The following is a 14,908-nucleotide window of genomic DNA, read 5'->3' on the forward strand; positions in this document are numbered from 1 at the left end:
AATTCCAGCAGCCTCGCGGCGGCAATCGGGCGATCTTGCGGCAGGATGCCCCGTTACAGCGGCCAGACGAGGAGAATGACCGGGATGGCGATCACGAGGACGATCAGTTCCAGGAAAATGCCCATGCGCCAGTAATCGCCGAAGCGATAGCCGCCCGGCCCCATGATGATTGTGTTGTTCTTGTGCCCGATCGGCGTCAGGAACGCGCATGACGCCGCGACCGCGACGCCGATCAGGAAGGGATCCGGATTGACGCCGAAGGCATTGGCGACACCGACGCCGATCGGCGCCGCGATCAGCGTGGTCGCGACATTGTTGAGGAAATCCGACAGCGTCATGGTGATGACCATCAGCACGGCGAGGACGACCCAGGCTGGCGCGCCATATGTGTTGGCGACGATGGTCTCGGCGATCAGTTTGGTGCCGCCGGAATCCTCGAGCGCGAAGCCCAGCGGGATGAGCGAGCCGAGCAGCACGATCACCCGCCAGTCGACGGCCTCGTAGACTTCGGTCCCGTTCAGCAATCCCATCAGGACATAGGAAACGACGACGAGGCCGAGCGCGATGTCGAGCGAGACGAAACCCAGGACCGCGGCCGCGATGGCGGCGGCGAAGGCGGCGATGGCCATGGTCGCCTTGCCGCGCTGGAGCAATTGCGTCCTGCCCTCGGCGAGCGGCAGGACGTTGAGCCACTGGGCGATGTCGCCGATGCGTTCCTCCGGCCCGAGCAGCAGCAGGACGTCGCCCGGCTGGATCGTCAGGTTGCGCACGCGGTCGCGGAACCGCCGGCCGCTACGCGAAACGCCAAGCAGCGTGATCCCGTGGCGGTATTGCAGGCGCATGTCCATGGCGGAACGCCCGACGATGCGCGAATTGTCGGGAACGATCGCCTCGACCAGTATCAGCGACGGGCCGGCGACGCCGCCGGCATGTTTCTCGGACCCGGAAAAATCGAGATCTGCGGCGCCCATGAAGGCCTCGATCGATTTCGGATCGCCCTCCAATACGAGGAAATCGCCCTTGGCGAGCGTCTCGTTACGCGAAAAGCCAGGCCGCCGCTTGCCGCGCCGGATCAGCCCGATGATCGCGATGTCGTTGTCATTGGCGAGCGGATAGAGCTCGTGCACCTTCTTGCCGGACGATTTCGAGCCGTCCTTGACGCGGGCCTCGGCGACATAGAGGCCGGCATCCTCGTCGGCCTTGACCGGGACCGCGCGCTCATGCGCCGGGATCAGGCGCCAGCCGGCAAGCGCGACAAAGGCGATGCCGACGACCGACACCGCCAGGCCGACCGGGGCGAAGTCGAACATGGAGAACGGTTCGCCCAGCGCGCGCTCGCGATATTGCGCGATGACGATATTGGGCGGCGTGCCGATCAGCGTGATCATGCCGCCGAGGATGGTGGCAAAGGACAGCGGCATCAGCGTCAGCGAAGCGGACCGCTTCGCCTTGGCGGCGGCCTCGAGGTCGAGCGGCATCAGGAGCGCAAGCGCCGCGACATTGTTGATGACGGCGGAGAGCGCGGCGCCGACAAAGGCCATGACCGCAATATGGACGGGCATCGGGCGTTCGGCATCGACCACGATGCGGGCGATCCGCTCGACCGCGCCGGAATTGACGAGACCGCGCGAGACGATCAGCACCAGCGCGATAATGACGACGGCCGGATGACCGAAGCCCGCGAAAGCGGCTTCCGGCGCGACATGGCCGGCGACGACGGCGACGAGCAGCGCGGTGAAGGCGACGAGGTCGTAGCGAATGCGCCCCCAGACGAAGAAGACGAAGGCGATCCCGAAAAGGGCGAAGAGGAAGATCTGATCGCCGGTCATGGCGCTCCCGTATGGTTTTCCGGCGTTTCGACGCGACAACGGCCCGCGCGGATGTTCGTTCCGCCCGACACGGCCCCGCGCTCAGATGCAGCGGCCGCCATCGACCTCCAGCGCCACACCGGTGATGAATTCGGCCTCGTCGGAGGCGAGCCACAGCGCGGCGTTGGCGATGTCGAGCGGCGTCGACAGGCGGCCGAGCGGGATCGAGGCGCGGAACTGGTCACGTTTCTCCGGCGTGTCCTCGCCCATGAACTGCGCCAGCATGCCGGTCTCGCCGGCGACGGGGCAGAGGCAGTTGACGCGGATGTTCTTCGGCGCCAGTTCGACTGCCATCGACTTGGTGGCGGTGATCGCCCAGCCCTTCGAGGCATTGTACCAGGTCAGGCCCGGCCGCGGGCGCAGGCCGGCCGTGGAAGCAGTGGTGATGATCGAGCCACCGCCCTGCGTCTCCATCACCGGCACGACGGCGAGCGCCGCGTAGTAGATCGCCTTCATGTTGACGGCGAAGATGCGATCGAAGGTGTCCTCGCCAACGCCGAGCATGTCGCCATTGCGATGGGTATAGCCGGCATTGTTGACCATGATGTCGATGCGGCCGAAGCGGTCGAGCGCGGTCGCGGCCATGCGGTCGACATCGGCTTTGACCGACACGTCGCAGGTGAGCGCCACGGCACTGTCGCCGATTTCGGAGGCGACGACGTCGGCGCGGTCGCCATCGAGATCGGCGACGATCACATTCGCGCCCTCCTCGGCGAAACGCCGCACCATCCCCTCGCCGAAACCCGATGCGGCGCCCGTCACGACCGCCGTTTTGCCTGCAAGCCTTGCCAATTCGCCTCTCCCCGGTTCCACCAAACGAGTCTACTTCTTCGCGCCGGCTACAGGCTCTCCGATATGCTCGTGATCGACAAGGTTCCATTTCATCCCGGCATTGCGATAGATGCGTTTTTTCAGCCGGGGATAATCGCCGACGTCGTGCGCCAGACGTTCGCCGACCACGATGCAGCGGAAGGTTTCGGAGCCGGTGTTGGTGATCGAATGGGCGAGACCGCCCTTGCGATAGCCAATGAAATCACCGGCCTTCACGGGGAATGACTCCTCGCCGATATGGGCCGTCGCTTCGCCGGACAGGACATAGACGCACTCGTCCTCGTAATGATGGACATGGTGCTCAGTCGTGTCGTGGCCCGGCCCGACCTCGATGATGTGAAATCCGAGGCCGGTCAGTCCCGTTTCATCACCCAGCGACTTGTTTATCCGCACCGCATCGGGATTGAGGAAATGGGTCTTTTTCAACCCCGGCATGTCCTCGATCTCCTCGCGGGCCACCAGATATTTCTCGTCCGACATCGATACCTCTCCGGAATGACTTGTCAGGCCGATACGGATCAGCCGTGATTGAAGATCGTGGTCTTGGTCGCCGACATGTCCATCAGCGCCTCGAAACCCTTTTCGCGGCCGTGGCCGGATTTGCCGAAACCGCCGAATGGCAGTTCGATGCCGCCGCCGGCGCCGTAGCCGTTGACATAGACCTGGCCGGCGCGAATGCGTTTCGCCACCCGGTGCTGGCGGCCGCCGTCGCGGGTCCAGACGCCGGCGACGAGGCCATAATCGGTGCCATTGGCAAGCCGAACCGCCTCCTCCTCGCCCTGGAAGGGAAAGGCGGCCAGGACCGGTCCGAAAACCTCTTCTTGCGCCAATACGGCGGCCGGATCGACCGGACCGAACAGGACGGGCGCCTGGTAGTAGCCGCCGTCGGGCGCGTCGTCGGCGACGCCACCTTTCGCGAGAACGGGAATGCCGGCGGCCTGCGCGTCGGCGATCATCGCGGCGACGCGCTGTGCCTGCCGGACGTTTATCAGCGGCCCGAGATCGCCGTCCGCACAATGCGGCTCGGCGACGAGGGCGGCGAAACGCCGGGAAAGTTCGGCGGTGAATTCGGCGAAGACCGGCCTTTCGACCAGCACGCGGCTGCCCGCCGAGCAGGTCTGGCCGCCATTCTGGATGATCGCGTTGACGACGACGGGAAGCGCGGCGTCCAGATCGGCGTCGGCGAAGATCACCTGCGGCGATTTTCCGCCGAGTTCCATCGTCACGCCGCGGTTGTTTTGCGCGGCGGCGGACTGGATCGCCGTGCCGGTAGCGGGCGAGCCGGTGAAGGTGACGTAATCGACGCCGGGATGACCGGCCAGCGCCGCACCCGCCTCGCCGCCATAGCCGGTCACGACGTTGAAGACGCCGGGCGGACAGCCGGCCTCGAGCGCCAGTTCGGCGATACGGATCGTCGTCAGCGAGGCGTCCTCGGCCGGCTTGATCACCAGTGTATTGCCCATCGCGAGCGCCGCGCCGGCGACGCGGGCGAGGATCTGCAGCGGATAGTTCCACGGAATGATGCCGGCGACGACGCCGTGCGGTTCGCGGGTGGTGAAGACCGTGTAGCCGTCGAGGAACGGAATCTGCGACCCGTGCACCTTGTCGGCGGCGCCGCCGTAATATTCGTAATAGCGAATCGTTGCCGCCACGTCGGCTGCGCCCTGGCGGGCCGGCTTGCCGGTGTCGCGGGATTCGAGCGCGGCGAGTTCGTCGCGGTTTTCGGCGACCAGTTCGCCGAGCCTGGTCAGGATGCGGCCGCGCTCCGTCGCGGTCATGCGGCTCCACGGTCCGGCGTCGAAGGCCTGCCGGGCGGCGCGGACCGCCGCATCGACGTCGCTTTGCCCGCTGCGCGGAATCGATGCGAATACCCTGCCGTCAGACGGACAGGCAATCTCGATTCGCGCTCCGGATTGCGCGCCGACCATTTTTCCGGCGATGATATTGAGGGCGGCGCGGTCCTGGGCGACGGTACGCAGCAGTTTCGTGTCCGGTGTCTTGAGCATGTCGTGTTTCCCTGCAAACTCACGGCCGTGGCGGATGTTCGTCATCGCAGATTTACCACAGACAGCAGCAGCCGCTAGAAATTTCCGGATTCGATCTGGAACTTTTAAATCGATTAGATTATAGTCCGACCGACTCCTCTCGACTGACAGGAAACTCCATGTCCGCACAGATCATCCCCGTCGATCCCTTCGACTATGTCGTCTTTGGGGGAACCGGCGATCTCGCCGAGCGCAAGCTCCTGCCGGCGCTCTATCACCGCCAGGTCGACGGCCAGATCGTCGATCCGACCTGCATCTACGGCGTCTCGCGCGCCGAGATGAGCGACGACGACTACCGCAATTTCGCGCATGAGGCGCTGAAGCAATACATCAAGGAGCCGCTCGACGACGGGGAGGTCGCGCGGTTTCTGTCCAAGCTGCATTATGTCTCCATCGACGCGAAATCGGATCGCGGATGGGACGTGCTGAAGGGCCTTCTCGACGCCGATTCGCGCAAGCAGCGCGCCTATTACCTCGCCGTCGGGCCGTCGCTGTTCGGCGACATCGCCACCGGGCTGCAGGCGCATGGCCTGATCACGCCGGAAACGCGCATCGTGGTGGAGAAGCCGATCGGCAGGGACCTCGATTCCGCCCACGCGCTCAACGACACGCTGGGCGAGGTGTTCGCGGAAAACCAGATTTTCCGCATCGACCACTATCTCGGCAAGGAGACGGTGCAGAACCTGATGGCGCTGCGCTTCGCCAATGCCCTCTACGAACCGCTGTGGAACTCCGCCCATATCGACCACGTGCAGATCACGGTGGCGGAATCGGTCGGGCTGGAAAACCGCGCCGATTATTACGACAAGGCCGGTGCGCTGCGCGACATGGTACAGAACCACATGCTGCAGCTGCTCTGCCTCGTCGCGATGGAGCCGCCTTCCTCGATGGATGCCGACGCGGTGCGCGACGAGAAACTGAAAGTCCTGCGCTCGCTGGAGCCGATCCGCGAGGGCAATGTCGAACGGATGACCGTGCGCGGCCAGTACTCGTCGGGCGCCTCAAATGGCGGCCCGGTGAAAGGCTATCTGGAGGAACTGGAAGGCGGCGAGAGCAACACGGAAACCTTCGTTGCCATCAAGGCGGAGATCGCCAACTGGCGCTGGGCCGGCGTGCCGTTCTACCTGCGCACCGGCAAGCGGCTGGCCAAGCGCGTCTCGGAAATCGTCGTCTCGTTCAAGCCGGTGCCGCACTCGATCTTCGGCCCGGCGGCGGGGCGGATGATCGCCAACCAGCTGGTGATGCGCCTGCAGCCGGACGAGGGCGTGAAACAGTGGATCATGATCAAGGATCCTGGCCCCGGCGGCATGCGGCTGCGCCACGTCCCGCTCGACATGAGCTTCGCCGAGGCTTTCGACGTGCGCAATCCGGACGCCTATGAGCGGCTGATCCTCGACGTGATCCGCGGCAACCAGACGCTGTTCATGCGCCGCGACGAGGTGGAAGCCGCCTGGACGTGGGTCGACCCGATCCTGAAGGCCTGGGAAACGACCGAGCAGCCGGTGCAGCAATATACCGCAGGAACCTGGGGCCCGTCCGCCTCCATCGCCCTGATCGAACGCGACGGGCGCACGTGGCACGAGGGCTGACCGGCATGCGTGACGAGAAAGCCGGTGTTCACCGCCACACCTATCCCGACCGCGAGGCGCTGGCCATCGCGCTGGCGGCGGGCGTCGCCGCGGTGCTCGCCGGCGCGATCGCCGAAGGCGGCGAGGCTTCGCTCGCCGTTTCCGGCGGCTCGACGCCGAAACGGCTTTTCGAGATATTGTCCGACACCAACATCGCCTGGGACCGGGTGACGGTGATCCTCGTCGACGAACGCATCGCCCCGCCCAATTCGGAGCGCGCCAACCAGCGGCTCGTGCGCGAAAAGCTGCTCACGGGACATGCGGCAAAGGCGCATTTCGTCGCCTTCGAGACCGGCTTTGCGACGCCGGTCGAGAATGCCGAAAAGAGCGCGGCGCAATTCGCCGCCGTGCCGTGGCCGCTCGACGCGGCGATCCTCGGCATGGGAACGGACGGGCACACCGCCTCGTTCTTTCCGAACGGCGACCGGCTGGCCGACGCGCTCGATACGGACCGCGAAGACCGGGTGCTGCCGATGCAGGCGGCGGGCGCGGGCGAACCGCGGCTGACGCTGACGCTGCCGGCGCTGCTGGACGCGCGGTTCCTTGCGCTCCATATCGAGGGTGAGGAAAAGCTCGACGTGTTCGAGACGGCGCTCGACGGGGTCGACGCCGCTTCCATGCCGGTGCGCGCCGTGCTGCACCAGGACAAGACGCCGGTGCATGTCTTCTGGGCGCCGTGACGCGCCCGCATACGAAAAGCGAATTCGCCAGGGAGCCGGAAGCATGAGCATCCATGACGTGCAGAAAACCGTGGCCGAGGTCACCGAACGCATCCGCGAACGCTCCAGGCCGACGCGCGAACCCTATCTGGAGCGGCTGCATGCGCGCGCGGCGCAGGGGCCGAAACGCTCGAAACTCTCCTGCGGCAACCTCGCGCACGGGTTTGCGGCCTGCGGCCCGTACGACAAGGACGCGCTGAAGGGCGACGTGGTGCCGAATATCGGCATCATCACCGCCTATAACGACATGCTGTCGGCGCACCAGCCGTTCGAGAATTTCCCGGCGCTGATCAAGCAGGCGGCGCGCGACGCCGGCGGCGTTGCGCAGGTGGCTGGCGGCGTGCCGGCGATGTGCGACGGCGTCACCCAGGGTCAGGACGGCATGGAACTGTCGCTGTTCTCGCGCGACGTGATCGCCATGGCCGCGGCCGTCGGGCTGTCGCACGACATGTTCGACGCCGCCGTCTATCTCGGCGTCTGCGACAAGATCGTGCCGGGCCTCGTCATCGCGGCGCTGACCTTCGGCCATCTGCCGGCGGTGTTCATCCCGGCGGGGCCGATGACGACCGGCATTCCGAACGACGAGAAGGCGAAGACCCGCCAGCTCTACGCCGAAGGCAAGGTCGGCCGGGCGGAACTGCTGGAATCCGAAAGCGCCTCCTATCACGGGCCGGGCACCTGCACCTTCTACGGCACGGCGAACTCCAACCAGATGCTGATGGAGATCATGGGCCTGCACATGCCGGGCGCCTCGTTCGTCAACCCGAACACGCCGCTGCGCGACGCGCTGACCAGGGAAGCCGCGAAACGCGCGCTCGCCATCACCGCGCTCGGCAACGAGTTCACGCCCGTCGGCGAGATGATCGACGAGCGCTCGATCGTCAACGGCGTCGTCGGCCTGCACGCGACCGGCGGCTCGACCAACCACACGATCCATCTGATCGCGATGGCGGCGGCGGCCGGCATCAAGCTCACATGGCAGGACATTTCCGACCTGTCGGACACGACGCCGCTATTGGCGCGCGTCTATCCGAACGGGCTTGCCGACGTGAACCACTTCCATGCCGCGGGCGGGCTCGGCTTCATGATCCGCGAACTGGCGAACGGCGGCTATCTGCATCGCGACGTGCGCACGGTCTTCGGCAAGGGGCTGGAGCCCTACATGATCGAGGCGAAACTGGACGGCGAGGCGGTGGTGCGCGAACCGGCGCCGGAGAAATCCGGCGACGAGAAGGTCCTGGCGCCGATTTCCGCGCCGTTCCAGACCAATGGCGGGCTGAAGATGCTGACCGGCAATCTCGGCAAGGCGGTGATCAAGATCTCCGCCGTCAAGCCGGAGCGCCACGTCATCGAGGCGCCGGCGGTGATCTTCCACACCCAGGAGGCGCTGCAGGAAGCCTTCCGCAAGGGCGAACTGGAAAAGGATTTCGTCGCCGTCATCCGCTTCCAGGGCCCGAAGGCGAACGGCATGCCGGAACTGCACAAGCTGACGCCGGCGCTGGGCGTGTTGCAGGATCGCGGCTACAAGGTGGCGCTGGTGACCGACGGGCGGATGTCGGGCGCGTCGGGCAAGGTGCCGGCGGCGATCCACGTGACGCCGGAGGCGCTCGACAACGGGCCGATCGCCAGGGTGCGGAACGGCGACATGGTGCGCGTCGACGCCGTCGCCGGCACGCTGGAAGTGCTGGTTCCGGCAGATGAGTTCACGGCGCGCGATGCCGCAAGCGAGGACCTCACCGGCAATTCCTTCGGCACGGGCCGGGAACTGTTCGAGACCTTCCGCCGCGTGGCGGGCCACGCCGACCAGGGCGCAAGCGTGTTTTAACCAAGCGACAGGCCGCGCCGCTCAGGCGCGCTTCAGCCACTGCACCGTGATCGTGCGCTGATAACGAAAGCCGAGTTGCTCGTAGAGCCGGATCGCGGCCGCGTTGGTCGTGTAGGCATGCAGGAACGGCGTTTCGCCATCACGCACGATGCGGTCCGCGACGATGCGCGACAACAGGCCGGCAAGGCCGCGACCGCGGAAATCGGGATGGGTGCAGACGGCGCTGACCTCCCGGTAGCCGTCGGCATGCAGGCGTTCTCCCGCCATGGCGGCCAGACGCCCTTCGCGGCGGATACCGATGAAACGGCCGAGCCGGTGGGTGTTCAGCAGAAACGGGCCGGGCCTTGTCATCGTCGCCAGTTCCAGCATCTCCGGCGCGTCGGCGTCGCCAAGCGGGATCACCTCGTGCGAAGGATCGGGCGCGACGAGTTCGACGGCGTGCATCTGGACGATCTCGGCCTCGACCTCGATGACCAGCCCGGGCGGAATCGGGCCGCCTCCTCGCCTTGCCAGAAGGATGCCGCCCCCTTCCGGCGTCAACGCGGCCAGTTTGGCGAGATTTTCCGGACTGTCATCGCGGGACGCGGCGAAGGGCGACACGTCGGACGGAAATCGCAGGGCGTCCGGACCGCCCTCGGCCCAATGCGCCTGACGGGATGTCAATGCGGCCCATGCCGGCCGGTCGAGCGGATGGTCAGCCATGATCTCCTCCCTGTTCCTTTTTCTCCGCGGCGCGGCGGTCCAGCGGGAGCCGGTCCAGTTCCTCCTCGATCCTGTCGAGCTGGCGAAGGATCGGTCCGTCGAGCGGCAGGCACATCTCGCGCACGGCGTTTTCGACATGCGGCCATAAATCGTTCTGCGCCTTCGCCAGAACCGCCGCGCCCTTTTTAGTGATCGCCACGGGTTTGCGGCGTTGATCGCCGTCCTCGCGGACCGCCTCGACAATGCCGGCCGCCTCGAGCTGGCGGATGCTGCGGGTCACGCCCGGCTGCGACACGCCGAGCGCCGAGGCCAGGCTTCCGACGGTCAGCGGCCCTTCCTGATCCAGCGTCACCAGCAACGGCCAGACGCCTTGCGGCACGTCGATGCCGGCCTGTTGCATGAAACGCGCGGTTTCGGCCTGCATGCGTTCGCCTATGCGCTTCAAACGGCTGCCGAGCGGCAGGTAGCCGAGCTCCCTCGTGACATCCCTGATCATCCTCATGCCCCGCCATTAATATAACACGTTATATAACGTGATATGTTTATACGGATTTGTCAACGGGTGACGGCACCGGCAACGCGGCTCGCCCAGCCTTGTTTCGACCCTTCGCGGAGACGGAATGGCGCAATGCCGCCCGACATTTTTCTGATTTCGCCGCGCATCTCGGATACAACATCGTCGGCGGACAACGCCCCAACCGCGAGGAAGCGCATGATGCCCCCTGTTGCCGATCCATTCGCGCATCATCCCGAACTGCGCGGAAAGATCGTCGATCCGCTGCAGTCGTCTTTCCGGACATTCACGACCGCGAGACTGGCAAAAATAATCGAAGAGCAGGGCTTGCCGGGTGGATGGTGGTATTCGGACGAGGAACGGGAGGCCTCACGGGCCGAGGCGCTTGCCGGCAACCGGGACCGCGACCTGTGGGTCTTCGCCTACGGATCACTGATGTGGGACCCGGCGTTCCGCTTTGCCGAGGTGCGGCGTGCGCATGTGCCAGGCTACGCGCGGCGCTTCATCCTGAAGGACATCCTTGGCGGACGCGGGACGCGCGACGCGCCCGGCCTGATGGCCGCGCTCGACAAGGGACCGGGCTGCGAGGGGCTCCTTTTCAGGATTGTCCACGACCATGTCGAGGAGGAAACGGAAGTCCTATGGCGGCGCGAGAAGGTCGGCCCCGCCTACATACCGACCTTCGTCGACGCCGTCGTCTCGGGCGAGCGCGTCCCGGCGCTCGCATTCGTGGCGGACCACGAGGCCGAACTCATCGACGCCAGCCTGACCCGCGACGAACAGATCCACTATCTTGCGACCGGAACCGGATTCCTCGGGACTAGCCTGGAGTATCTTGAAAACATCGCGAGCCATTTCGCGGCGCTGGGCATCGAGGACGAGGACGTCTCGGCGTTGCTCCGTGACACCGAATCCTACATGAAATCGCTCCAGGCTCCCTGAAAACGCGCCGGCCGGCACACCGCATTCCAAGGACATCCGATGACAGACCGCATACCGTTCTTCGACGGACACAATGATTTCCTGCTGCGCCTGATGATGGCGAAGGAACCGCGCGACGAGGTCTGGTTCGGCCCGCGCGAAAAGGGGCATCTCGACCTCGCGCGAATGAAGGAGGGCGGCTTTGCCGGCGGCCTTTTCGCGATCTTCGTGCCGCCGGCCTCGAAAGGTCCGCCGCCCGATCCGGGCGCGGCGATGTCCAGCCCGCCCTATGACGTTCCGCTTCCCGACCTGATGCCGCACGAGACCGCACAACCCGTCGCGCTGACGATGGCGGGGCTGCTGCACTGGATGGAACGCTCGGCGCCGGACGACTTCAAGGTCTGCCGCACGGCCGCCGAGATCCGCTCGGCCATGGAAAGAAACATCATCGCCGGCGTGATGCACATGGAAGGCGCCGAGGCGATCGGGCCGGACCTCGACGCCCTGTATCTCTTCCACGAGATGGGGCTTCGCTCGCTCGGGCCGGTGTGGAGCCGGCCGACGATTTTCGGGCATGGCGTTCCGATGAAGTTTCCCGGCACCCCGGACACCGGTCCCGGCCTGACCGATGCCGGCAAGGATCTTGTCCGGCTGTGCAACGAACTCGGCATCCTGATCGATCTGTCGCACATGAACCAGGCCGGGTTCGATGACGTGGCCGCGCTTTCCGACGCGCCACTGGTCGCGACACATTCCAACGCGCATGCGCTCAGCGCCTCGCCGCGCAACCTGACCGACCGGCAATTGGCGCAGATCCGCGAAACCGGCGGCCTCGTCGGGCTGAATTTCGCGACCTTCTATCTGCGCGCGGACGGGCGGGCTTCGCCGGAGATGGGCTGGGACGAGTTGCTGCGGCACACGGACCATCTGATCGAGCATCTGGGCGAAGACCATGTCGGTCTGGGCTCGGATTTCGACGGCTGCATCGTGCCGAAACCGATCGGCGACGTGACCGGCGTGCAGAAGCTGTTCGAGGTGTTCCGGGAACATGGCTACGACGACGCGCTGCTCGCGAAGCTGGCGCGCGACAACTGGCTTGCCTGCCTGGAGCGCACGCTGCGCGGATAGGATTACGAGGCGCGCGCGACATCCGTGCGGTAGCGCCCCGGCGTCGTTCCGAAGATCTGCCGGAAGGCCTTGGTGAAATGCGGCTGGTCGGCGAAACCCGTCGCCAGCGCGATTTCGGCGAGCGGCATGCCGTCCAGGAGAAGTGCGCGGGCGTGCTCGATGCGGACCTGGCGCAGATAGGCATGCGGCGGCATGCCGGTCGCCTTGCGGAAGGAGCGGATCATGTGGCGCGGCGTGATGCCGGCGAGGCCCGCCAGATCCTCGATGGTGAAGGCCTCGGCGTAATGGGCGTGCACATAGTCGACGGCGCGGGCGGCGGAGGCGGAACAGGCGCGATCCTGGCGCGGCGGCCGGCGGTCGCCGTGACGGCCGAGGCGGGAGAGCCCTTCCAGAATGTCTTCCTGGGCGGCCAGCGGATCGGCCGCCGGCGCCGTCGCGCGCAGGAGAAGCCGCCAGCATTCGGGGTCGATCACGACGCCCCTGGCAAATGACAGGCCGCCGCCGAGATCGGCCTTGGCGAGGACGGGATCGGGAGCATAGATGCCGGTATAAACGAGCCTCTCGCCGGCGCAGCGGCCGCCGGTGTGGACATCTCCGGGATTGATGACGGTGATGCCACCCGGTCCGATCGTTTCCATCACGCCTTCCCGCATAAAGCGCATGGCGCCCTCTCGCATGATGCCGAGCATCAGCACGTCATGGGTGTGGGGCGCGAAATGGTGATCGCGAAATGACGCGTCCATCAGGTCGACGGCCGAAAATCCGGGCATGCGGCGGAAGCGGGCGCGATCGTTCGGCGACTCGAAGGCCGGGTCGGACGGTATCGTCACCATGTCACTTTTCGACAAGATCGGAGGTCCCTTCCCCAGCAAGATAGAAGCTCAAACGGACATGCGCGATGAACGGCCACGACCTGCTTTTATCCTATACAGTGTTCTGCCTGATCATGGCCACAACACCCGGCCCGAACAACATGATGATGCTCGCATCCGGCGTACGCTTCGGCACGCGGCGCTCGCTGCCGCTTGCCGCGGGCGTCGCCGTCGGCATGGCGGTGCTGTTCGCCGCGACCGGGCTCGGACTCGGCGCGGCTTTCGCCGCCCTGCCCGCGCTGGCACTGGCGCTGCGCGTGCTGTCGGCGGCGTTCCTGCTATGGCTCGCCTGGAAGATCGCCACGGCCGGGCCGCTGAAGCGCGACCACGACGATCTCACCATTCTCGGTTTCGGCACCGGGGTCACCTTCCAGTGGGTCAATCCGAAATCCTGGGCGGCGGCGATGAGCGCGGCGGCGACCTACATGCCCGAAAGCGCCGGCTTTCCGACCGTCGCCGCCGGCGCGGCGATCATGGCCGGCGTGGCGCTTTTCGCCACCACGCTGTGGATCATCTTCGGCACCTGGCTCAGCCGCTTCCTGCACGCGCCGCGCCGCGCGCACGCGTTCAATATCGCGATGGCCGTGCTGCTGCTCGCCTCGACGCTGCCGATCCTGTTCGGAAAACTGGCCGTTTGAAGGCTCAGTGCTCGCTCTCGCACAGGGCGTGGTCGGCGAGAACCTGGATGATGTTGCAGTCGCCGACGTGGTCGGCGTGGCAGGCCGCCTCGATGCGGGTCAGTTCCTTCTCCAGCCGCTTGAGCCGGGCGATGCGCTCGCGGATCGCGGCGAGATGCGCGGTGGCGATGACATGGGCCTCGGCGCAGGGCATGTCTGGATGTTCACTGAGGCGGACGAGTTCGCGGATCGCCTCGAGCGAGAGACCGAGATCGCGCGCATGGCGGATGAAGGTCAGCCGGTCGAGTTCCTTTCTGGTATAGCGGCGCTGGTTGCCGGCCGAGCGCTCGGGCGCATCGATCAGGCCCATCTGCTCGTAATAGCGGATGGTCGGCACCTTGACGCCGGAACGGCGCGACATTTCGCCGATGGACAGCATGGAGATCTCCCCTTGAAGCTATAGCGGCTATAGATGTTACATTGACAAAAAGGCAAAACAAGGAGCCCGGCAGGGAGCCCGCGATGAGTTGCGGTTGCACAGAGAACAAGACATTCGACGGCATGTCGGCGGACTACAAGCGCCGGCTGTGGATGGTCATCGCGATCAATGCGGCGATGTTCGCCGTCGAGATGGTTGCAGGCCAGCTTGCCGGCTCGCAGGCCCTGAAAGCCGACGCGCTCGACTTCCTCGGCGATGCGACGACCTATGGCATTTCGCTGGCGGTGATCGGAGCGGCGGCATCGACGCGCGCGAATGCCGCGCTGGTCAAGGGCGCGAGCCTGCTCGCCATGGGCCTGTGGGTGCTCGGCTCGACGGCGTGGCGGGTTTTCGTCCATGGCGTTCCGGAAGCCGAGGTGATGGGCATCGTCGCCTTCATGGCGCTTGCGGCCAATGTCACCAGCGTGCTGCTGCTGATGGCCTACAAGGACGGCGACGCCAATGTGCGTTCGGTGTGGCTGTGTTCGCGCAACGACGCGATCGGCAATGTCGCGGTGATGGCCGCCGCGCTCGGCGTCTGGGGCACCGCGACCGGCTGGCCGGACCTGATCGTCGCCGCCGTCATGGCCTCGCTGTTCCTGTCGTCGTCGTGGCAGATCATCACGCACGCGCTGGCCGAAAAACGCGAAACGGGCGTAACCGTTACGCAACGGCCCTGACGGACATCCGGAATGCCCCGAATCCGGCCAGGCCGGTCCGCGCACGGTTAAGCGGAATTAACCATCCGCCTTAAGCTGGT

The 14,908-nt window shown here is 65.9% G+C and carries 16 protein-coding genes; 7 read left to right on the forward strand and 9 right to left on the reverse strand.

Annotated features, from left to right (window positions below; translation table 11 throughout):
* Nucleotides 1-53: 53 nt before the first annotated feature.
* From IG169_RS15710 to IG169_RS15725, 4 genes are all read right to left on the reverse strand, one after another.
* Nucleotides 54-1,829, reverse strand: coding sequence for an SLC13 family permease (locus IG169_RS15710; protein ID WP_193177166.1), 1,776 nt, complete (start codon nt 1,827-1,829; stop codon nt 54-56).
* A gap of 81 nt (nt 1,830-1,910) precedes the next feature.
* On the reverse strand, nt 1,911-2,660 hold the full coding sequence (locus tag IG169_RS15715) for an SDR family oxidoreductase (RefSeq protein WP_193177167.1): 750 nt from the start codon (nt 2,658-2,660) through the stop codon (nt 1,911-1,913).
* Nucleotides 2,661-2,690: 30 nt separating this feature from the next.
* On the reverse strand, nt 2,691-3,179 hold the full coding sequence (locus IG169_RS15720; RefSeq protein WP_193177168.1) for a cupin domain-containing protein: 489 nt from the start codon (nt 3,177-3,179) through the stop codon (nt 2,691-2,693).
* 38 nt (nt 3,180-3,217) lie between these two features.
* A complete protein-coding gene (locus IG169_RS15725; protein WP_193177169.1) occupies nt 3,218-4,705 on the reverse strand; it encodes an aldehyde dehydrogenase family protein in 1,488 nt (495 codons plus the stop codon).
* A 158-nt stretch (nt 4,706-4,863) separates the two neighbouring features.
* Here IG169_RS15725 and zwf point away from each other — a divergent pair, with 158 nt between their 5' ends.
* The 3 genes from zwf to edd are packed head-to-tail and all read left to right on the forward strand — an operon-like array spanning nt 4,864 to nt 8,916.
* The gene (gene zwf, locus IG169_RS15730; protein ID WP_193177170.1) at nt 4,864-6,333 is read left to right on the forward strand and encodes a glucose-6-phosphate dehydrogenase; all 1,470 of its coding nucleotides are present in this window, start codon (nt 4,864-4,866) and stop codon (nt 6,331-6,333) included.
* Nucleotides 6,334-6,338: 5 nt separating this feature from the next.
* A complete protein-coding gene (gene pgl, locus IG169_RS15735) occupies nt 6,339-7,052 on the forward strand; it encodes a 6-phosphogluconolactonase (protein ID WP_193177171.1) in 714 nt (237 codons plus the stop codon).
* A gap of 43 nt (nt 7,053-7,095) precedes the next feature.
* Nucleotides 7,096-8,916, forward strand: a complete 1,821-nt coding sequence (gene edd, locus IG169_RS15740) for a phosphogluconate dehydratase (protein ID WP_193177172.1) — start codon at nt 7,096-7,098, stop codon at nt 8,914-8,916.
* Between the two features lie 21 nt (nt 8,917-8,937).
* Here the strand turns inward: edd and IG169_RS15745 are convergent, their stop codons facing one another.
* Genes IG169_RS15745 through IG169_RS15755 form a run of 3 tightly spaced genes read right to left on the reverse strand, consistent with a single transcriptional unit; the run spans nt 8,938 to nt 10,332 of the window.
* Nucleotides 8,938-9,618: a GNAT family N-acetyltransferase gene (locus IG169_RS15745; RefSeq protein ID WP_193177173.1), complete on the reverse strand. Its 681-nt coding sequence runs from the start codon at nt 9,616-9,618 to the stop codon at nt 8,938-8,940.
* A complete protein-coding gene (locus tag IG169_RS15750; protein WP_210326051.1) occupies nt 9,611-10,114 on the reverse strand; it encodes a MarR family winged helix-turn-helix transcriptional regulator in 504 nt (167 codons plus the stop codon). Before IG169_RS15750 ends, IG169_RS15745 begins: the two co-directional genes overlap by 8 nt.
* A 59-nt stretch (nt 10,115-10,173) precedes the next feature.
* Nucleotides 10,174-10,332, reverse strand: coding sequence for a hypothetical protein (locus IG169_RS15755; protein ID WP_193177174.1), 159 nt, complete (start codon nt 10,330-10,332; stop codon nt 10,174-10,176).
* On the opposite strand from IG169_RS15755, the gene IG169_RS15760 reads away from it, so the two are divergent.
* Both IG169_RS15760 and IG169_RS15765 read left to right on the forward strand, forming a co-directional pair.
* The gene (locus IG169_RS15760; protein WP_193177175.1) at nt 10,331-11,074 is read left to right on the forward strand and encodes a gamma-glutamylcyclotransferase; all 744 of its coding nucleotides are present in this window, start codon (nt 10,331-10,333) and stop codon (nt 11,072-11,074) included. The two genes, IG169_RS15755 and IG169_RS15760, sit on opposite strands and share 2 nt — an antisense overlap.
* A 39-nt stretch (nt 11,075-11,113) precedes the next feature.
* Nucleotides 11,114-12,181, forward strand: coding sequence for a dipeptidase (locus tag IG169_RS15765; protein WP_193177176.1), 1,068 nt, complete (start codon nt 11,114-11,116; stop codon nt 12,179-12,181).
* A gap of 2 nt (nt 12,182-12,183) precedes the next feature.
* Here IG169_RS15765 and IG169_RS15770 read toward each other — a convergent pair whose 3' ends face one another.
* The gene (locus IG169_RS15770) at nt 12,184-13,029 is read right to left on the reverse strand and encodes a helix-turn-helix transcriptional regulator (RefSeq protein ID WP_193177177.1); all 846 of its coding nucleotides are present in this window, start codon (nt 13,027-13,029) and stop codon (nt 12,184-12,186) included.
* Nucleotides 13,030-13,079: 50 nt separating this feature from the next.
* On the opposite strand from IG169_RS15770, the gene IG169_RS15775 reads away from it, so the two are divergent.
* Entirely contained in the window at nt 13,080-13,691 is a 612-nt protein-coding gene (locus IG169_RS15775; protein WP_193177178.1) for a LysE family translocator, read from the forward strand.
* Nucleotides 13,692-13,695: 4 nt separating this feature from the next.
* Here IG169_RS15775 and IG169_RS15780 read toward each other — a convergent pair whose 3' ends face one another.
* Nucleotides 13,696-14,109: a MerR family transcriptional regulator gene (locus tag IG169_RS15780; protein WP_193177179.1), complete on the reverse strand. Its 414-nt coding sequence runs from the start codon at nt 14,107-14,109 to the stop codon at nt 13,696-13,698.
* An 83-nt stretch (nt 14,110-14,192) separates the two neighbouring features.
* Here IG169_RS15780 and IG169_RS15785 point away from each other — a divergent pair, with 83 nt between their 5' ends.
* Complete coding sequence (locus IG169_RS15785; protein WP_193177180.1) at nt 14,193-14,828, forward strand: cation efflux transmembrane domain-containing protein; 636 nt, start codon at nt 14,193-14,195, stop codon at nt 14,826-14,828.
* The last annotated feature ends 80 nt before the right edge of the window (nt 14,829-14,908 follow it).

It is taken from the genome of Oricola nitratireducens (assembly GCF_014904745.1).
Taxonomy (GTDB): Bacteria; Pseudomonadota; Alphaproteobacteria; order Rhizobiales; family Rhizobiaceae; genus Oricola; species Oricola nitratireducens.